Annotated in this window: 17 protein-coding genes and 1 pseudogene; 10 read left to right on the top strand and 8 right to left on the bottom strand. The window is 68.3% G+C overall.

Features of this window, described 5'->3' with window-relative positions:
- Positions 1–394: ATP-binding protein (locus AOK08_RS20625; protein ID WP_055527997.1), on the bottom strand; the 394-nt coding region annotated here is incomplete at its 3' end.
- 170 nt (positions 395–564) lie between these two features.
- Here AOK08_RS20625 and AOK08_RS20620 point away from each other — a divergent pair.
- From AOK08_RS20620 to AOK08_RS47455, 6 genes and pseudogenes are all read left to right on the top strand, one after another.
- A complete protein-coding gene (locus AOK08_RS20620) occupies positions 565–1,434 on the top strand; it encodes a helix-turn-helix domain-containing protein (RefSeq protein ID WP_055527995.1) in 870 nt (289 codons plus the stop codon).
- A complete protein-coding gene (locus AOK08_RS20615; RefSeq protein ID WP_055527994.1) occupies positions 1,431–1,652 on the top strand; it encodes a DUF397 domain-containing protein in 222 nt (73 codons plus the stop codon). The genes AOK08_RS20620 and AOK08_RS20615 overlap by 4 nt, the downstream gene beginning before the upstream one ends.
- 266 nt (positions 1,653–1,918) lie before the next feature.
- Positions 1,919–2,473 (top strand): hypothetical protein, encoded by a 555-nt coding sequence (locus AOK08_RS20610; protein WP_055527992.1) that lies wholly within the window; start codon positions 1,919–1,921, stop codon positions 2,471–2,473.
- A gap of 29 nt (positions 2,474–2,502) precedes the next feature.
- Positions 2,503–2,952, top strand: a complete 450-nt coding sequence (locus AOK08_RS20605) for a hypothetical protein (RefSeq protein WP_055527990.1) — start codon at positions 2,503–2,505, stop codon at positions 2,950–2,952.
- 110 nt (positions 2,953–3,062) lie between these two features.
- Positions 3,063–3,416 carry a hypothetical protein gene (locus AOK08_RS20600; RefSeq protein WP_055527988.1) on the top strand — a complete coding sequence of 118 codons (354 nt, stop codon included), beginning with the start codon at positions 3,063–3,065 and terminating at the stop codon, positions 3,414–3,416.
- Between the two features lie 41 nt (positions 3,417–3,457).
- Positions 3,458–3,748 (top strand): annotated as a pseudogene (locus AOK08_RS47455) (hypothetical protein); the annotation flags it as partial.
- 301 nt (positions 3,749–4,049) lie between these two features.
- Here AOK08_RS47455 and AOK08_RS20595 read toward each other — a convergent pair.
- From AOK08_RS20595 to AOK08_RS20590, 3 genes are all read right to left on the bottom strand, one after another.
- Entirely contained in the window at positions 4,050–5,345 is a 1,296-nt protein-coding gene (locus tag AOK08_RS20595; RefSeq protein WP_241827027.1) for a VCBS repeat-containing protein, read from the bottom strand.
- Between the two features lie 125 nt (positions 5,346–5,470).
- On the bottom strand, positions 5,471–5,962 hold the full coding sequence (locus AOK08_RS45850) for a hypothetical protein (RefSeq protein ID WP_157876740.1): 492 nt from the start codon (positions 5,960–5,962) through the stop codon (positions 5,471–5,473).
- Entirely contained in the window at positions 5,956–9,216 is a 3,261-nt protein-coding gene (locus AOK08_RS20590; protein WP_055527984.1) for a hint domain-containing protein, read from the bottom strand. Before AOK08_RS20590 ends, AOK08_RS45850 begins: the two co-directional genes overlap by 7 nt.
- Positions 9,217–9,329: 113 nt before the next feature.
- Between AOK08_RS20590 and AOK08_RS20585 the strand changes: the two genes are divergently transcribed.
- The 4 genes from AOK08_RS20585 to AOK08_RS20570 all read left to right on the top strand — a co-directional run bounded on the left by AOK08_RS20585 (position 9,330) and on the right by AOK08_RS20570 (position 14,316).
- Positions 9,330–10,850, top strand: a complete 1,521-nt coding sequence (locus tag AOK08_RS20585; protein ID WP_055527982.1) for a VCBS repeat-containing protein — start codon at positions 9,330–9,332, stop codon at positions 10,848–10,850.
- Positions 10,851–11,034: 184 nt separating this feature from the next.
- A complete protein-coding gene (locus AOK08_RS20580; RefSeq protein WP_079054159.1) occupies positions 11,035–12,810 on the top strand; it encodes a SpoIIE family protein phosphatase in 1,776 nt (591 codons plus the stop codon).
- A gap of 47 nt (positions 12,811–12,857) precedes the next feature.
- Positions 12,858–13,376 carry an SRPBCC family protein gene (locus tag AOK08_RS20575; protein ID WP_055527981.1) on the top strand — a complete coding sequence of 173 codons (519 nt, stop codon included), beginning with the start codon at positions 12,858–12,860 and terminating at the stop codon, positions 13,374–13,376.
- Between the two features lie 235 nt (positions 13,377–13,611).
- Positions 13,612–14,316: a hypothetical protein gene (locus tag AOK08_RS20570; protein ID WP_055527977.1), complete on the top strand. Its 705-nt coding sequence runs from the start codon at positions 13,612–13,614 to the stop codon at positions 14,314–14,316.
- 35 nt (positions 14,317–14,351) lie between these two features.
- Here AOK08_RS20570 and AOK08_RS20565 read toward each other — a convergent pair whose 3' ends face one another.
- The 4 genes from AOK08_RS20565 to AOK08_RS20555 form a co-directional block, all read right to left on the bottom strand.
- Positions 14,352–14,885, bottom strand: coding sequence for a hypothetical protein (locus AOK08_RS20565; protein ID WP_055527975.1), 534 nt, complete (start codon positions 14,883–14,885; stop codon positions 14,352–14,354).
- Positions 14,833–15,318 carry a DUF4132 domain-containing protein gene (locus AOK08_RS43390; RefSeq protein ID WP_079054158.1) on the bottom strand — a complete coding sequence of 162 codons (486 nt, stop codon included), beginning with the start codon at positions 15,316–15,318 and terminating at the stop codon, positions 14,833–14,835. The genes AOK08_RS20565 and AOK08_RS43390 overlap by 53 nt, the downstream gene beginning before the upstream one ends.
- 112 nt (positions 15,319–15,430) lie before the next feature.
- Positions 15,431–17,371 carry a family 2A encapsulin nanocompartment cargo protein cysteine desulfurase gene (locus tag AOK08_RS20560; RefSeq protein WP_055527972.1) on the bottom strand — a complete coding sequence of 647 codons (1,941 nt, stop codon included), beginning with the start codon at positions 17,369–17,371 and terminating at the stop codon, positions 15,431–15,433.
- The gene (locus tag AOK08_RS20555) at positions 17,346–18,305 is read right to left on the bottom strand and encodes a family 2A encapsulin nanocompartment shell protein (protein ID WP_198539321.1); all 960 of its coding nucleotides are present in this window, start codon (positions 18,303–18,305) and stop codon (positions 17,346–17,348) included. Before AOK08_RS20555 ends, AOK08_RS20560 begins: the two co-directional genes overlap by 26 nt.
- Between the last annotated feature and the right edge of the window lie 134 nt (positions 18,306–18,439).

The following is an 18,439-nucleotide window of genomic DNA, read 5'->3' as shown; positions in this document are numbered from 1 at the left end:
AACTTCGTGTCGCACGGTCGCATCCCCATTGCCCGGCGAGGGCCGCGATGACGGTCAACCCGCGCCCGCTCTCGCCCAGTTGACCGGCGGTGCGAGGGGTTGGCGTCTTCTCCTTGTCGGGGTCGGAGACCTCCAGGAGCAGTTGGTCGCCGTGGAGGGTGAGGGTCACCTCGAACAGGGAGAAGGTCACTTCGCAGTGCTGCACGGAGTTGGTGACGAACTCCGTGGCCACGAGGGCGACGTCGGCGGCGAGTTCGGCGGGCAGGCCCCAGTCGGCGAGGGCTTTGCGGACCTGGGCGCGGGCGTCGGGGACGTTTCTGGGGTGCTTGGGGATGCGGAAGGTGGCTGATTGGCGGGGCTCGGGGTGGGGCTGGGGTGAGGTGGGTTCGGGCATGGCGGGACCCCCTGACGCTCGGTCATGTCGCGCTCCGTAGTGGAGTGCGTGCACTGAGGTTAGAGCCACATGGGAAATATCCGCAATCAGAAAGTCCGCATGCATGCGGTATTACTAATTGCGATGCCTGCTCTGCCCTACAGTGAGTTCGCGAAAGAGAGGGGTTCGAGATGCCCGCAGGGGGACGACCGACCGTGCGCAGCAGGCGACTTGGGGCGGCGCTGCGAAGGTTCCGGCAGGCGGCAGGGCTCGACCAGCCGCAGGCCGCCGAGGTGATCGCGGCGCATCAGACCAGGGTCAGCCGCATCGAGACCGGACACGTCATCGCTCGCCCCATCGAGATCCGGGCGATGCTCAAGGCGTACGGCGTCGATGAACCCGAAGTACGGGTGAAGCTTGAGGAGTTGGCCAAGCATTCGAACCGGCGCGGCTGGTGGCTCGAACATGCCGCGCACCTGCGTCCGGACTACCTCGACCACATCGCGCTGGAGGACGACGCAACGTACATCCGCGAGTGGCAGCCGGTCCTGGTACCTGGACTCCTACAGATTCCGGCCTACACGGAGGGAAATATTGCGGCCGACCCCAACTACGTTGCCCCAGAACTGGTCACTGACCTGCTGAAGGTGCGAAAGGTGAGGCAGGCCAAGATCGAGGAGGGCGGGGCAACATACAGCGCCATCCTCTGGGAAAGCGTCATCACACACCCCATGGTGAGCACCGAGGTTCACCGGGACCAACTGTCCGCGATCCTGGAGATCGGGGCGCGGAAGAACGTCACCGTACAGGTACTGCCGTTCAGCGCAGGCGCGTTGGCGGCCCTGACCTCTGCTTTCTCCACCTTCAGCTTCGACGCCGAACCAACGGTCGAAGCCGTGACGCTGGAGAACCTGCGAGGCACATCGGTCCTCGAAGGGCCCGAGGATCTAACCGCTTACGCCAACGCCTACGACCTACTACGCTCGGCAGCACTGGCACCGGACGCGAGTACGAAGCTCATCCGGCGTGCACTGCGGACCACCAAGGAAGACACATCGTGACCGAGGTTGTAGGCCCCTTCCGGAAGTCGTCGTACTCCGGGACACAGAGCAACTGCGTCGAGGTCGCCGACACCGCCGCCGGCAGCCATGCCATACGCGACAGCAAGGTCCAGGCCGGGCCGATGCTCACCTTCACCCGCCCGGGCTGGCAGGCCTTCCTGGTCGGTGTCGGTGTCGGTGACGACGCCGGGGAGTTCGGACGCTCCGCGCGAGGCTAGCGTCGTGTGCTGGCCGCCAAAGACCGTGCCCAGGTGGTCGGTTGGCGCGGCGGGAGCGAACCCACGGACGCCGACGCGGATGACGTCCCGCCGCTCACCGTACGTCTGAGCGGACTGGCAACGGCGTTCACCGATGGGCGAACTCGTCATCCGCACCGATGACCCGCGCCCAACAAGGTGCGATCACACCGCTCGGCAGGACCGTCCGGGGAGAAGTGGCCGCCCTTCTGGGGTCGGCGGCAGACAGTCGACAGTAGGGTCGCGGCATGGACTTGAGCGGGAGAGTCTGGGGCGCCACCCGCACGGAGCAGAGTGCGCCGTATCCGTGCGACAGTCTCGTAGCGGGCCGGTCCGAGGGCTGGACACGGGCAGTCGACATCGCGGCCCCGCCCAGCCTCGTCTTCAGATGGCTCCGCCAGCTGAGCATCGCCCCGTACAGCTACGACTGGATCGACTTCCGAGGCCGCCAGAGCCCGCGCGTACTGCTCCCCGACCTCCCGGACCTGTCCGCCGGACAGCCGTTCCTCATCTTCGAGATCACCAGCTTCGCAACCGACGCGCACATTACCTGCGCGCTCCCAGAAGCCCTCGCCGAGCGGCACGGTCATGTGGCCGTGAGCTACACCCTGCGCCCGCAAGGTGCGGGCTCTCGACTGGTCGTCAAAGTTGTCGCCCGGGCCGGGGCGACAACGGGCAGCCGGGTCCGCCGCCGGTTCCTCGCCCTGGGTGATCTCATCATGATGCGCAAGCAACTTCTGACTCTCAAGAAGCTGTCCGAAAGGCCGGCGGCCTCGGGGGCCGCAGACCTCGCCACCGAGTAGACGGTCGACCGAACTTCACGGAGGCTTTGATGACGATCGCTTCGTTGCCGTACATCGATGAGCACTCGACGGTCGTTCAGGCGGGGATCGACGACCTCTGGCGCACTCTGGGCGAGACACTGGACCGATCCCTCTCGGGTCCTGGTATGGCCGGCTACGCAAGACTGGTGGGATCCGCCGACCGCACAGCCTCTGGGCCACGGCCCCTGGCCGAAGGTTCGACGTTGCCCGGTTTTCGGGTGGTCGCCGCGGTCCCGGGACGGGAGCTGGTCCTTGAGGGGCGCCATCGGTTTTCGTCCTACGCCCTGATCTTTCGCCTCGAACACGTCAGTCCGGGTCGATCACGGCTGCGCGCCGAAAGCCGAGCCGTTTTCCCCGGCCTGACCGGCGGCATCTACCGGCGGCTGGTCATCGGGACGGGCGGGCACGCGGCCGGCATGCGGCGCCTCCTCTCAGCGATCCGCCGCCGATCCGAGTAGCGCATACACGACTTCCGCCAAACCCGGTAGCCGCCGAGCCCGCCCCGCCGGTAGCGTCCGGGCTCCCGGCCGCCCGTACCAGCGGTGGCCAGGTTCAGAAGGTGATCCGCATGAGCAGCCGGCCCGCGACGACGACCCTGTGGCGCCCCACCGGTCCCCGGGAGCTGGACCTCGTCCGCGAGTTGGACTGGCGTGCGTGGCCGCCTCGGCTTCCCGAGCAGCCGATCTTCTATCCGGTCCTCAACGAGGACTACGCGATCAGGATCGCCCGGGACTGGAACGTGAAGCACGACGGCGCCGGTTTCGTCACGCGGTTCGAGGTCGACTCGGAGTTCCTCAGCCGGTATCCCGTTCAGCAGGCCGGTGGGCGGACGATCCTCGAACTCTGGATCCCGGCCGAGGAACTGGACGACCTCAACGACCACATCGTCGGCGAGATCCAGGTGGTCCACGAGTTCCCCTGAAGCGGACAGAAGCGGGAAGTCCCGCAAAGGAGCCGTACCGCATGCCGTCCGAAGGACCAGGAAGCTCACCGGGCCCCGAGTGGGAGACCGTCTGTCGCGTCTGCGGATACGACGACGGTGTGGAGCCCTTCTGGGGGCAGGGCTGGCCCAACGAGGGGGCCATCTGCCCGTGCTGCGGCAACGAGCCCGACGTGAGCGATGTCGGCGTCATGGGGATCCGCAACCACCGCGGCTACTGGCTCGGCCAGGGTGCTCCCTGGCGCTCCCCGAGTTGCCGTCCGAAGGACTGGAACCTCCTTGACCAGGTGGCCCACATTTCGGCCGAATGGCGCTGCCCCTCCACCGGGCAGCGAGGACGGCACGCCGGTCGCGGCGGAGCGTACGGGGGCTCGGAGCGGAGGGCACGGGGGCAGAACCCACAGACACCTCCGCCGCACCTCCGTGTGTGTTCATGGCACAGCCATGATCGGCTGCGGTGGACCGGCGATCGGGGTTCTGGCACGCATGGTCGGCGCGGGTGCACGAGCTGCTGGGCCAGGTTCTCGACGGGACGCCCGCGGCCATCGCCGTCCTCGGCACTCGGCGACTCGGCGTGGTCGCGACGTCCTGCGCGGACGCCTCCTGGACCGGCCGCTACTGCGCGAAAGTCGCGTTCACCGGCAGTTCGCGAACGCCCGTGGTGGTAATGCCCCCTGAGCTGCCGGGAAGCATGACGCTGGTGTTGACGTTCTTGAAGTAGTCGGAGATCAGGAGGTCAGCGTCACCGTCCCGATCGACGTCACGCAGTCGGACGTGTGAGCCGAAGGCCGCGTAGGAGACGGCCTTGCCAGGCACGTCGCCAGTCTCCCGCGTGATCCACTGCGACCCCGTGCCGTTCAGCCCGCTCCGCCCGCCACGCAGGACATGGACGCCGCCGGCCTCCACAGCAGTGCGCACCTTCTCGTAGGGGACGCCGACGGCGAGATCCGGATAACCGTCCCGGTCGGTGTCACCCGCGGACAACGAGAAGCCGAACATCTCGCCCTTGGCAGCGGTAGAGGCGACGCCGGCGGTGGACTGGCTCAGACGGTACGAACCGGCGGCGCCTGTGGCGCCTCCGCGCAGCACGACGACGGAACCGGCGTAGTTGCTGTACGGAATGTCACTGACAGCGAGATCGCCATAGCCGTTCTTGTCGAAGTCCGCGATGACACCTGCGGATCCCTCGTCCGGGGCGGACTTGTCGTACGTCGTGAACGTGCCCCCCTTGACAGTGGCACCGCCCCGCAAAAACCACGCGGCCTGCGTCATGCGGCCGCTGATCTCGCCCTGGCCGAGAACATAAAGGTCGGTGGTCTTGTCCTTGGTGACCTTCCCGGCAACGAGCCCGGTCGGCTGGAACACCTCCGTCACGCTTCGGCTCGGCCGGTGCTTGGTGACCTTGCCGGTGGTACCGGTCTTGGAGAAACCGCCCCGGTAGACATACACCGTGTCGAGGTCGGAGACCGCCAGGTCGGGCCTGCCGTCACCATTGAAGTCACCGGCTGCGAGGGCCCAGCCGAACTCCATTCCATCGCGGGGCGACTTGAGGGGCAAACGGGTCGCACTGGACGTCAGCCCTGCCCTTGATCCCCACACAATGGTCACAGCACCCTGCTGGGCCCGGGTGCCGACCGTCTCCGACCTGTCTCCGACTGCGAGATCGGCGTACCCGTCGCGGTTGAAGTCGGCACTCGTCAGAACGGACCCGAAGGCGTCGCGGTAAATTCCGACACCACCGGCCGTTCCAGGTATCCCGGCGCTGTTCTGGTTGAAGGTTTTTCTCTTGTTCCCGGGCCCGTCGGCCGTCCCGTATGTCACGGTGACCGATCCGTGGCCACCAACGGCGTAGTCACGGAATCCGTCGCCGTTGAAGTCATCAGCAAACATGGCCGGCGTTACGGCGGACACGGGGCTCACCGGGAAGAGAAGCAAACCTCCGGTCAACGCGGCAACGGCGACCGACGCGAGGGCAAGGCGGGGGGCGGCGTAACTGAACATGCTTCTCCTGGCACGTAAAGGATCTTTTGAAATTTCTATACACCGTAACCAGGAGCAGCCACCAGGACGGATTCGAAATATCGGCCGCTCACGTCATCCGCCGCATCAGGAAGCATGCTCCTCCAGAGCCCGATGAAGACTTCAGGGGCAACAACATTCAAGCCATCGTCTTCGATTTCCAACCGAAAGTTCTGAGAGAGTCGGGAGATTACAATATCTGCAGGTTCTTCAAATACAGAGGTTCCTTGAAATACAACCTGCACATCCCTTTCGGGGCGAAAGATCTCCACGCCACGCACAATGCCGACAGAGTCAAAATCAAGCGAAATCGACAAATGCGACTCATAGTGTGCGAAGCCTTTATTTCGCCTCTCCCCCGGGGCGGGTGGAACGAATCCCGGCATCCCACCAAGAATGCGCTCCGCGATGTCAATCTGCATGCCAAACCGCAGATCTCCCACACCCCTGGGCGGATCCAGCTCTAGCCTCATATCTTTCACTCCAGAATTTTTTTCCGTTGTCACCATAGGGTCAGCTGAACATGCACCTGCTCCGAGATTCCACGCAACGCTTGATATTGCGCATTATCCGCGAGCCCCCCAATCATTTCCCCAATAGCATTATTATATTTACCGGGAAATCTCGAAATGACGTCATTTATATCATTCATCATAGCCCGGTCAATTCGCCCGGAGGCTACGAGGGACTTCTGCATCCTGAGCCACTCTTTAGGCTCAGGGCGACTCCCTTGTCCAGTCGAATAAATCTGCCGGTGATCGGCCTTTTCCATACGAATGGCTGGACCACTATACGGCGTGATGGGGGTTGACGCGTTCTGAGGCATGTGATTGATCTCGAAGCCCTCGCCAGCAGGTTGCATCCTGCCGTAGATTCCTCCGTCATAGCTCGTGTTGCAGTTGTGAACGAGGACCGCTGAAGCCCCCGCCGCCACATAGTACGTATGCGTCCCAGAAACAGTCAGATTGTTGACCGTCGCCGTCTGCGTCCAGTCCCGTACCGCTGTGATCTGGATGTACGTGCCGGCCGACGTCTGGAGCCAGTCCCCCGCCTTCAAGGTGATCGCCTTGGCCCAGCGGTGGAGCTTCGGGAGCCAGATCGGGTGGCCGTCCGTCGCTGTGATCGACTTGCCGTTGGACAGGGTCAGGCGGACCAGGTGCTTGGTGCCGTGGCCCTTGATCGTGGCCGTGACCGTCCTTGTGCTGTCGGTGGCCAGGACCGGGTCGTTGGAGCGGACCCTGTCACCGGGCTTCAGATCGCTGATCGGCTTCGACTTGCCGTCCGCCAGCAGAACCCTCGTGTTGGGGGTGAAGCTGTTGCACTTGTCGCCGGACTCGGCCACGTCCTCGCCCGCGTCCGACGCCTTGCCCTCGTTCGACGCTTTCCCGGCGCTCTTCTCCGGTGTCTTCGCCGCCGACTTCTCCGGCGTCTTCGCGACCGATCTGTCGGACTTCCCCTCGACGGACTTCCCCGCCTTCTCCTCCGCCGTCTTGACGGTCTCCTTCTCGACCGTCTCCTTCGCGGCGGTGTCCGCCACCGTCTTTTCTGCGGTGTCCGCCGCCGCCTTCTTCGCGCCCTGGGCCACGATGTCTGCCCCGATGCCCAACTCGGCGCGGACCATGAACAGAGGTACTTCCCCAAAGCCGTCGCTCGCGACGACAATGGCGACCGTTGCCGACGCCATCAGGCAGGGGCGCAGTGTCTGGACGGTGTAGCAGTTGACGACGTCAGCGGCGCCCGAGTACTCGTACACACTGTTCGCAGCCCACTTCGTCGCCCCCCACGCCGCGTTCCTCACCTGCGACCAGCTCCAGAACTGGCCGTTCGGGTCCGCCTTGGTGGCCGGGCTGTTGTCGGCGTAGGCGTAACCGCCCAGTTGGAGCAGGTCGGAGAAGTCGATGACCGGGTCGATCGTCGTGAAGCGGCCGGTCACCGGGTCGTAGTCACGTGCGCCCAGGTGGATCAGGCCCGTGCTCGACTCGTCCTGGCCGCCGATGTAACTCCCCGAGCCCGCCCAGCGGTTGGCGTCGTTGAGGTCGCCGCGCAGGTTGCCCCAGGCGTCGTACGTCCGGGTCCAGGTCTGCATCCCCGGCGCCAGTTTCACCTGGAACGTCGCCGTGCCCTGCGGGTTGGTGACCTGGGCGACCAGGGTGTGGGCGCTGGTCGCACCGGTCGTGTACCGCAGGACCGTCGGCGCGCCCGCCTGCTCGTAGCTGCGCACGGCCTTCGTGTCCGTGCTGGTCTGCGAGCCCATGACCTCGGTCTCGCCCAGGTACAGGGTCGTCCAGCCACCCGTCGTCCTCGCGATCCGGTTGCCGTCCGCGTCGTACAGGTACGTCGTCGTCGAGGCGAGCGCGAACTTCTGCGTGGACGCGCTCGCCGTGCACGTGGCCAGGGTCAGCGGGGTGCCCGCGCTCGCCGTCGCCGCGTTGAGGCACAGCTTCGAAGCCGCGTTGTAGAACGTGCCGTCCGTACGGAGGACGAATGACTGGGTCGTCGCGTCCGGCGCGCAGGTCTTCAGGGTGATCGCCGAGCCGCTCGCCGTTCCGGCGGCGGTGACGCACTTGCCGAGGACCGTCAGCTTGCCGCCGTTCGCGGAGAACTTCTGTGCCGCGGTGCCGTTGCAGGTGTACAGGTCGATGACCGTGCCGTCGGCCGTCGCCGAGGCGGTGTCGTCGACGCACAGGCCGCCGGGGCCCGTGATCGCGCCCTTGCCCGCGCCGAATCCGGAGACGGAGGCCGGCAGGCCCTCGCCGTCGTACCTGAAGGACTGGGCATCACCGTTGACGGTGCGGGTGTCGGTGCGCCCGGCCTCGTCGTACGTCGCCGAGTTGGTCTCGGTGACGGTCTTGGTCCCGGAGTCGGCCGCCGTGACGGTCTTCTTCGTCCAGGCGGTGAGCGTGTCGGGCCGGCCGGTGTCTCCGTACGCGTACGAGGTCGAGCCGTCCAGTGCCGTGTTGAGCGCGCCGGCCGAGGTGCGCTGGGTGCTGTGGTCGGTGACCGTGGTGCGGTTGCCGAGGTCGTCGTAGCGGTACGACTGCCAGTACGGCAGGCTGCCGTAGGCCGCCGAGCCAGTGGCGATCGTCGATGCCGACGGGGTGCCGCCTACCGCGCCGGAGCCTGTCGGAGTGGCCTCGCTCGCTTTCCAGGTGGTGCCGGCCGAGTCGGTGCAGGACTTCGCGGTCGCGCCGGTCCAGGCCTCGGCGAGCTGGCCCCGGGCGTCGTACGTGAAGCACTGGTTGTCCCACGTCGTGGTGCCCGAGGACGTCGAACCCGTCGCCACCAGGCTGGTGTTGCCCACCCTGTCGTACGTGTACGCCGTCTGCGAGACGACCCCGTCCGCGGCCTGGGTGGCGGCGAACGACTGGATCAGCAGCCCGGTGGAGTCGTCGTAGAGTGCGCCCGTCCACAGCCGGTTGGGGTTCTTGCCGGTCGTGGTGCGGCTGATCTGGCCGTGCGGGTTGTAGAGGGCGCCGGTGGTGTACCAGTCCCAGCCGGACGTGGAGACCGGCAGGTCCTGTGCGTTGTAGCGGGTGATGACCTTTTCGGCGCTGTTCATGCCGCCGGGTGTGGCGGGCAGCGTGGTCGACTGGAGCTTGCCGGTACGGGTGTAGGTGTACGACCAGCGGTAGGTACCGGCGAGGTTGTTGGTGGTCCCGCTGACCGCGGGGACGGTGACCGACTTGCCCGTCAGCTGCCCGCTGTCGTCGTAGCCGGTGGCTTCGCTGACGATGTCCCCGGTGGTGGACGCCGAACCGGGCACCGTGTGCCGGATCGCCTTGGTAGGCAGGCCGATGCCGCCGGCTGCGGTGTCGTGACCAGCTCACGTTCTCCGCCGCCACCTCGGACCCGGACGGCAGCGACGACCTGGACGAGATGCGCCTGTACCTGAAGAACGAGACGACCGGCACGTTCTACGAGCGTGGGGCCAGCGCCACCGGCAAGTCCACCACCAGCTACGACTTCGCCGCCAGTGGCCTGCGGGACGGGCGGTACCGGTGGAACGTGTACCTCGTCGACCGCTTCCCCGCCCCTTCCGCCACCAGCTACAACTGCTACTTCAACCTCGACACCACCGCCCCCAAGACCCCGGACATCGCCTCCGAGGACTTCACCGAGGCGGACAACGACAACGACTCCGGCGGCAGTGACTGGTCCAGGGCCGTCTTCGGCCAGTCCGGCTGCATCACCTTCGCGAACCCGGCCGCGGACAAGGTCACCAAGTACGTCTACAGCTGGAACGTCGGGACGTTCGACAAGACCGTCAGCCTCAGCTCTCCGGGCACCTGCACCACCAAGACCGGCAAGGTGGTCAGGGGCACGTCCACCACGGCGGTCATCTCCACCGTCCCGCCGCTCGCGGGTCCCGCCATGCTCTACGTCAGGGCCTTCGACGCCGCCGGCAACCAGTCGCCGACCTCGGGCACGTACCGGGTCTTCGTCAGCCCCAAGGACCGGGACGCGACTCCCGGCGACCTCACCGGAGACGACCAGCCCGACCTGCTGACCATCGGCAAGAAGACGGAGGAAAACGGCGCCACCCACTACGACCTGCGCGACTTCCCGTCCGGCGTCAAGGGCGACCTCTTCCTCGGCATGAACTCGTCCTACGGCCGGGCCACGAAGAACACCGCCTACGCCGACGGCTGCACATCCACGGTCAGCTGGAAGGGTGCCCTCATCACCCACCTGGGCGACTACTACCCGGGCGACGGACTCCAGGACCTGATCGCACGCATGGGCGACGGCTCCTTCTACATCTACCCGGGCGACGGCTTCGGCGGATTCAACACCTGTGCCCGCCAGCGCATCCTTCTCCCGGCCACGGGCAAGGGCCCCAACGGCACCGTCGGTGTCCCCGACCCCGCCGCCTTCGACCAGATCCTCTCGGCCGACGACGTCACCGGCGACGACCGACCGGACCTGTTCGTGACCGCCGGTACCCAGCTGTGGGTGTTCACCGGCTACACCGGCGCCTCCTTCTCCAGCGCCCTCCTGCTGAACGACGGCCCCGCCTGGACCGACCGTGACCTGGTGAACGTCAGCGACATCACCGGCGACGGCATCGCGGACATGCTGTACCGCCTCAGGACCAGCGGTGGTCTCGCCCTGCGCCAGGGCAAGGCCAACTCGGCGGGCACCGGCGTCGATCTCCTGTCCCTCGCCACGTCCGGCGCCTCGGCGACCGGCACCGATGCCGACTACGCCACCGGTGGCTGGTCCGCCACCGACATCCCGCTCCTGTTCGGCACCCCGGACGTCACGGGCAACGGCATCCCCGACATCTGGGCCCATATGAGCAACGGCACCGTCCGTCTCTACGCCGGGGGCAGGTCGGCGGTGGGCCCGTACACCCAGGTGATCGATCAGTGGACGGGGATGCAGGCGCTCGGGTAGGCGGCGCCTGCGGCGGGCAGGCGTAGTCGGCCGCCGCTGCCCGAGTCGGTACGGGGTCCAGGACAGGCCCCGTACCGAGTGCCGTCCCCTGTCCCCCGTCCCCCGAACCGCACACCGCGACAAACCGGAGGCCACCTCACCACTTCCGCGTGCGTTCCCGGCCCAGTCGTGATCGGATGCTGTAGTGGACCGGCAGCGGGCCGGCGACGAGAGCGCGGGCAAGGGCGAGAGCGTGAGTGGGGTCACCGGTGTGCGGGCGCCGGGCGGTGATCCGGGTGATCCGGAGTTCTGGCGTGCCTGGTCGGGGCGGGTGCAGGAGCTGCTGGGGCAGGTGCTCGACGGGACGCCCGCCGCGATCGGTGTCCTCGACACCGGGCTGCGCTACCGGTACGTCAACGACACCCTGGCCCGGATGAACGGCGTACCCGCCGAGGAGCACATCGGCCGTACCGTCGCCGAGGTCGTCCCGGGGGTCGATGCCGGTGAGGACGTACTGCGGGCCGTCATCGCCGACGGCATCCCGCGCGAGACGATCTCCAGCGGGCACACCCAGGCCGATTCCCCGCTGGAGCGGCGGTACTGGCACGGCGCCTACCACCGGCTGCGGCAGGACGGCCGCACCGTCGGGATCGTCGGGATCGTCCTGGAGATCTCCGCCGCCCGGCAGGAGCAGCGGGAGCTGGAGCGGGCCCGTGAGCGGCTCGCCCTGCTCGACGAGGCCGCCACCCGCGTCGGCACCACCCTGGACATGGACACCACCTGCCAGGAGCTGGCCGAGTTCCTGGTGGCGAAGCTCGCCGACTCGGCCACCGTGAAGGTCCTCCCCGAGCACGGCACCAGCCGGACGCCCCGCGACGGATCGCTGCGGCTGCGCCGGGTGGCGATGGCGGCGGTGCCCGAGATGGAGGCCGCGATGCGGCCACTGGCCCGGCCCGGCGAGTACGTCGACCACCAGCCCAGCTCGTCCGTCGCCCGCTGTCTGGCGACCGGACGCCCGGTGATCGACAACCTGATGGACGAGGAGGAGATCAGCCGCGCCGCCTCCCACACCGGGAACGTCTCCGCCTACCTGGCCGCCGGAATCCACTCCGCCCTGATAGTGCCGCTGACCGCGCGCGGCCACGACGTCGGCACCGTCACCCTGATCCGCGCGGGCGGCTCGCCCCTGTTCGGCGAGACGGACGCCGTGATCGCCCAGGACCTGGTCGGCCGGGCCGCCATCAGCCTCGACAACGCCCGCCGGTACACCACCGAACACAACGCCGTCGTGCAGTTGCAGCGCGCCCTGCTGGCCGAGCCGGGCCGGCCGCACCCGGACATCGATGTCGCCTACCGCTACCGGCCCGCCGGGCGGGGCGTCCTCGTCGGCGGGGACTGGTACGAGACCGTCGCCCTCGACGACGGACGTACGCTGCTGGCCCTCGGCGATGTCATGGGCCACGGTCTGGAGGCCGCCGTCGCCATGAGCCGGTACCAGGCCATGCTGCGCGTGGTCGCCGCCCGTGAACCCGGCCCCGACCGCATCCTGCTCGAACTCGACCACCTGCTGCACACCACCGCCGCCGACCGCCCCGCGACCTGCGTGATCGCCATCACCGACCCGCGCCGGGGCATCTGCACCTACGCCAGCGCCGGACACCTGCCCCCGGTCGTCTTCCACCCCGACGGCCGGGCCACCCTCCTCCCCGTCCCGCCCGGACCACCCCTGGGCACCGGGCACAGCCGGTACGTCTCCTACACCACCCCCTGCGATCCGGACCACACCCTGCTCCTCTACACCGACGGCCTGATCGAACGCCGCCACGAGGACATCGACGCCTCCCTGCGCCGCCTCACCCGCATCCACGGCTCGCCGGCCCCCGAGGACCTCCTCGACCAGGTCCTGGACCAGGTCGCCCCCGACGACCCCGAGGACGACATCGCGCTGGTCGCCGCCAGGTACAACCGGGCCGGCGACTAGAATTCCGCGGGCCCGGGACGGGCTACGGCAGTTGGCGAGAGGGAGTCATGGCAACGGAGCAGCAAGAGCAGCAGGAGAAGGCGCCGGAGAAGGCAGTGGAGCGGTTCGAGGTGTCCCGGTTCATAGCCGCGCCCGCATCCCGGATATTCGCCCTTCTCTGCGATCCCGACGGGCATGTGGCGATCGACGCCTCCGGCATGCTCCAGTCCGCCGACGGCGAGCCCGTGCGCGCGGCCGGGGACTCGTTCGTCGTGCACATGGACCGCGAGGCGATGAACGACCGGCCGCTGGGCCGCTACGACGTGACCGTGGAGATCACCCGGTTCGAGCAGGACACGCTCATCGAGTGGACCCCGACGTCCGCCAAGCTCCAGCCCCCCGTCAACCACCACTTCGGCTACCGCCTCCGCCCCACGGACGACGGCACCACCGAGGTGACCACGTACTACGACTGGAGCCTCATCCACGAGCGGTACCGGTCCGCCGGGATCTTCCCCCTCCTCCAGGAGGTGTCCCTGCGGGCCACGCTGGGAATCCTCGCGCGGACGGTCGAGCAGCGCGTCTGACCTGTGATCGGTTGACCGGTTGGCAGTTGACCGGTTTCCGGTTGACCGGTCACTGGTCTCCTGCCTCTGCGTCTGCCTCTGCCTCCCTGTGCAACGGCTGTGTTCCGGAAATGCGCCGGAACGATCGCAAACCCTGGCACAGCGGATCTCGCTGCTACGTTTCGCCCGAAGATCAGCAGAAGATCAGCAACCGGAACGGCCGCCCCCAACCGCCGCTCCAGGCAGGGGAGGACCCATGACCGACGTACGCACGACGAGCCGTCTCGGATCCGGGCATCGCACGATCCGGGCGGCGGTGCTTCTCACCGCGCTCGGGGCCGCCACGCTCACCGGCTGTGGCGGCTCGGGCAAGGACACCTCGCCGGTATCGCAGGGCAAACCGGCCACCGCCGCCGCTGGCTCCGCCGCCGACTCCGGTACGTCGGCAGCGGCGGGCGGCGCCGCGACACCGGCACCGGCCGCGCCCGCACCCGTATCGGCCCCGGCGCCGGAACCGACGGCCGTATCGGAGCCCGCGTCGGCCGCCGCGTCGACGGCCGCCGTCAAGTCCGACGGCACGAAGTCCGACGCGAAGTCCGACGCGACACCCGGCTGCGATCACAAGATGCCGATCTCGCCCGACGAGGTCGCGCTGTACCGGTACACCACCGAAGGCGGCAGCCTCAGTCTGATCGTCAGGGCCGGGGCCTGGGGCTGCCCCGACCCCGACACCGACGGTCCGCCGTTCGAGACGACCGGCAAGGAGTACGCGCTGCCGCTGGACCAGGCCGCCTACGTCACCGCTACCAACCCCATCACCGAGACCACCGAGAACCAGCACATCGGCGTGCAGGAACTCCTCGACTGGCTGGACGCCCATCCCGACTCGGGGCTGGTCTTCAGATACCACACCGAACCGGACGGGACCGTCGACAAGTTCGAGCAGGAGTTCACCCCGTAACCAGCTGGTGGCGGCGGGCCGGATGCGACGCGTCATCAGGGGATGAAGGGGCCGGCCCAGTCCTCGAACCGCCGGCCGAACTCCTCCTGCGCCGCCGCGAGAACGGCGTCGGGGTCGTTCGCCGGTTCCAGGCCGAAGTGCTCGTCCAGCCAGGCCAGGTACTCGTCGCGGCCCTCGTTGTACGGCTCGTCCTCGTCGCGGTAGAAGTAGGCGCTGTCCCAGTCGACGGTGATCTCCGTGTCGAGGCCGAGCAGTTGGAACAGCTCCCGCAGCTCGCGGGCCACGACGTGCTGCCCGCCCTCGTCGCCGAAGACGACCACGGGGAGGGTGGCGAGGTCGGCCCGGTCGTCGATCTTCCAGAGCGCGTAGAAGGAGCCGCCGCCGGTGGCCTGTGCGAAGGGGATCAGCCGGCCGGTGAATTCCGGGTCCTCCGACCAGCCTGCCGCCAGGCCGGAGATGTCGCCGTATTCCGTCAGACCGAATCCGTCGGCGAAATTCTCGTAGCCGATCCGGTCCTCAAGCTCCTTCAACAGGTTGAGTTCCGTGACGGGCGAGTATGTGATGTCCATTGCGTCTCCTGACGGGCGAAAATAGGATCCGGGGAAAGGAAGCGAACTCCCGCAGCTCCGCCAGGTCGGGCAGCAGGAGGGGGTGCGGGAGCGTCACCGTCGTCGGCGACAGGCGTACGGTCTCGTCGCCCGGCCTCACCATGAGCAACTCGCCGGACGCGGTGACATCCCGCGGGAATCCCGGCCGGTCCGACCGCTCCGGACCCTCGTCCACGGCCGCCACCACGAGGTCACGCAGCGCCGACCGCCAGGCCTCGTCGGGCCACATCCGTGCCAACAGCTCCGTCGGCACCGGCAGCGAGGACACCAGCCATGCGTCGGCCCGCGCGAGGCATTCTCTGGCATGCCGTTCCAGCCATTCGGCGACCGCCGCGAATTCACTCGCTTCCTCGTATTCCGCCTCGCCGTACCCGGAATACGTATGTCCACGCAAACCTCGACGCCATGGCCCGCCTCACCCTGTCCGTGCTGTCGCGTCGAACAGGGTAGGGCGGGCCGGGTGAGCAGGGTGAGTTGGGTGTCGGGTGAGCAGGGAGACGTGTGGGCTAGCGGCGACCGGACCGGTGGTTCGGGGAGCGGCTGTCCGCGAGGCGGTGGACCGCCGTGATCAGGGTGTCCACCTCCTCGTGCGTGTTGTAGAAGGCGAACGACGGCCGGACAGTGGCCTCCAGGCCGTACCGGCGCAGGATCGGCTGCGCGCAGTGGTGGCCCGAACGGACCGCGATTCCCTCCTCGTTGAGCGCCGTGCCCACCTCGGCGGGCTCGTAGCCGTCCAGTACGAACGACACGATGCTCGCCTTGTGCGGGGCCGTGCCGATCAGCCGGAGCCCGGGCACGGCGCGCAGCCCTTCCGTGGCGTGCTCGACCAGGGTGTGTTCGTACGCCCCGATGTTGGGAACACCGATCCGCTCCACGTAGTCGATGGCCGCCGCCAGCCCCACCGCGTCCGCGATGTTGCCGGTGCCCGCCTCGAAGCGGCCCGGCGGAGGCTGGTAGCTGGACCGCTCGAAGGTGACGTCGGTGATCATGTTGCCGCCGCCCTCCCACGGAGGCATGTCCTCCAGCACCTCGCGCTTGCCGTAGAGCACCCCGATCCCGGTCGGCCCGAACAGCTTGTGCCCGGAGAAGACGAGGAAGTCCGCGTCCAACTCCCTTACGTCGACCGGCAGATGCGGGACCGACTGCGCCGCGTCGACCAGGACACGCGCTCCGGCCCGGTGCCCGAGTTCGATGATCTTCTCGACCGGTACGACCGTGCCGAGCGCGTTGGACATCTGGGTGACCGCGACCAGCCTGGTGCGGTCGGAGAGGAGGTCGGTGTACTCGTCCAGCAGGAGCTGCCCGGAGTCGTCGACCGGGATCACCTTGATCACCGCGCCGGTCTGCCGGGCCAGCATCTGCCAGGGCACGATGTTGGCGTGGTGCTCCAGATGGGAGAGGACGATCTCGTCGCCCTCGCGGATGTTCCGGGGCCCCCATGCCTTGGCGACCAGGTTGATCGCCTCGGTCGTGCCCCGGACGAACACGATCTCCTCGGCGGAGCCCGCCCCGATGAACCGGGCGACGGTCTTCCGGGCACTCTCGTAGGCGTCCGTCGCCCTGGCGGCCAGTTCGTGCGCGGCCCGGTGGATGTTGGAGTTCTCCCGCGAGTAGAACTCCACCAGCCGGTCGATCACCGCCTGCGGCTTCTGCGTGGTCGCCGCGTTGTCCAGCCAGACCAGCGGACGGCCGTTGACCAGCTCGGACAGGATCGGGAAGTCCCGGCGGACGGCCCTTACGTCGAACGCCGGATGCCGGTCGAGCGGCAGCTCGGCCGGCAGGCCGGGTGCGCTGCCTTCTTGTACGAAGTAGTACGGCCCCGTCGTCGCCGTCGGTGCGGCCGGCTCGGGCAGTGGTGGCAGGCCCAGATGCCCGAAGCCGGGGAGCGCCGGCGGCGGGGACGGGAACCCGGGTGCCTCGTCGAGGAAGTAGTACTGTCCGGCGCCGCCGCCCATCCATGACGACGACGACGGCGGCGGCGGCGGTGGCGGTGGCGGTGTGGAGAGTTGTGGTCCGGCCGCCATCGGGATCTCCGGCGTCGCCGGTGTCACCGGCAGCGCGGGCAGCTCCGGGGTCGGGCCGGTGGCTCCGGGCGCGCTCGCCGCGTAGGAGGCCGGGGTGCTGGTCGGCGGTGGCCCGGCCGGCGGGCTCGGGGCGGCCTTCGGCACCGGAGGGGGCGCGTCCGCGGGCGGCAGACCGGCCGGTGCCGGCCACGCCGGTGAACCGTCGGCGCCCGGGGCGTGCGCGCCCGCCGACGTGCCGTCATGAACCGGAACCGGAACCGGAACGTGCGTACCCGCCGACGGGCCGTCGCCGGTCGAGGCGTCCGTGTCCGGCGACCGCCCGGGGAGTGCCCGGAAGAACTCCCCGGCCAGGCGGTTCAGTGTCGCCTCGTCAGGGAGCCACTCCGGGGCGGACTCGTTACCGGTAGCTGGGGGCGTAGTCATGGAACTTGTCCACTTCGACGTCGTCGAGCACGGCGAGCGCGTCCTCGGTGAGGACGGCGAGCGAGCAGTACAGGGAGACCAGATAGGAGGCGATGGCACTGCGGTCGATCTGCATGAAGCGCACCGACAGGCCCATGCCCTGCTCCCCCGCGAGTCCGGGCTGGAACAGTCCGACCACGCCCTGGCGCGACTCGCCGGTGCGCAGCAGCAGGAACTTGGTCCTGCCGTTCTCCAGCGGGACCTTGTCCGACGGGATGATCGGCAGTCCGCGCCAGGTCAGGAACTGCGAGCCGAACATGCTCACCGTGGCCGGCGGAACCCCGCGCCGGGTGCACTCCCTGCCGAACGCGGCGACGCCTTCCGGATGGGTGAGGAAGAAGGCGGGCTGCTTCCACACCTTGGTGATGAGCGCGTCCAGGTCGTCCGGGGTCGGCGGGCCCGCCAGCGTGGAGATCCGCTGCGTGGGCGCCACGCTGCTCAGCATCCCGTAGTCCGGGCTGTTGATCAGCTCGCCCTCCTGATGCTCCTTCACCGCCTCGATGGTCAGCCGCAGTTGCTGTGCGGTCTGGTCGTGCGGGCTGGAGTACAGGTCGGCGATCCTGGTGTGCAGGTCCAGGACCGTCTGGACGGCCTTGAGCCGGTACTCGCGGGGCTCCTGCGCGTAGTCGACGAAGGTGTCGGGCAGCGGCGCCTCGTTGGCGTTGTCGCACTCGATGTGCACCGACTCGGGATGTACGACCTTGTTCACGCGGTAGATACCGGCCTCGACCGGCACCCAGGACATCAGGTGCACCAGCCAGCGAGGCGTGATGGAGGCCATCTGCGGAACGGTCTTGGTGGCGTTCGCCAGGGTCCGCGCCGCGTTGTCGCTCACCGACATCGACCGTGACGGTGGATTCGGCTGATTCGGCGGCTGGTTCACAACCGTGGTCATGCAACGTCTCCTTTCCGCGCCCGGTGGGGGGCACGCACGCGTGAGGGGAGGCGAGATCGTCGGCGGAGAAGCACGCGGATGGCGCGGCCGGGATCTCTCGCACGAACTTTCCCACCCACCCTCCCAGATGTGCC

It is taken from the genome of Streptomyces graminilatus, from assembly GCF_001418565.1.
In the GTDB taxonomy this organism is placed as follows: domain Bacteria; phylum Actinomycetota; class Actinomycetes; order Streptomycetales; family Streptomycetaceae; genus Streptomyces; species Streptomyces graminilatus.
Note: the sequence above shows the minus strand (reverse complement) of the source record. Positions and strands in the feature narration are given on the sequence as shown.

Coding starts and splice junctions, on each gene's coding strand:
- AOK08_RS20555 (WP_198539321.1), bottom strand. CDS start 18,305: ATGACCACGGTTGTGAACCAGCCGCCGAATCAGCCGAATCCACCGTCA.
- AOK08_RS20560 (WP_055527972.1), bottom strand. CDS start 17,371: ATGACTACGCCCCCAGCTACCGGTAACGAGTCCGCCCCGGAGTGGCTC.
- AOK08_RS20610 (WP_055527992.1), top strand. CDS start 1,919: ATGGACTTGAGCGGGAGAGTCTGGGGCGCCACCCGCACGGAGCAGAGT.
- AOK08_RS20585 (WP_055527982.1), top strand. CDS start 9,330: ATGCGCCTGTACCTGAAGAACGAGACGACCGGCACGTTCTACGAGCGT.
- AOK08_RS20565 (WP_055527975.1), bottom strand. CDS start 14,885: ATGGACATCACATACTCGCCCGTCACGGAACTCAACCTGTTGAAGGAG.
- AOK08_RS20575 (WP_055527981.1), top strand. CDS start 12,858: ATGGCAACGGAGCAGCAAGAGCAGCAGGAGAAGGCGCCGGAGAAGGCA.
- AOK08_RS20605 (WP_055527990.1), top strand. CDS start 2,503: ATGACGATCGCTTCGTTGCCGTACATCGATGAGCACTCGACGGTCGTT.
- AOK08_RS45850 (WP_157876740.1), bottom strand. CDS start 5,962: ATGGTGACAACGGAAAAAAATTCTGGAGTGAAAGATATGAGGCTAGAG.
- AOK08_RS20570 (WP_055527977.1), top strand. CDS start 13,612: ATGACCGACGTACGCACGACGAGCCGTCTCGGATCCGGGCATCGCACG.
- AOK08_RS20600 (WP_055527988.1), top strand. CDS start 3,063: ATGAGCAGCCGGCCCGCGACGACGACCCTGTGGCGCCCCACCGGTCCC.
- AOK08_RS20620 (WP_055527995.1), top strand. CDS start 565: ATGCCCGCAGGGGGACGACCGACCGTGCGCAGCAGGCGACTTGGGGCG.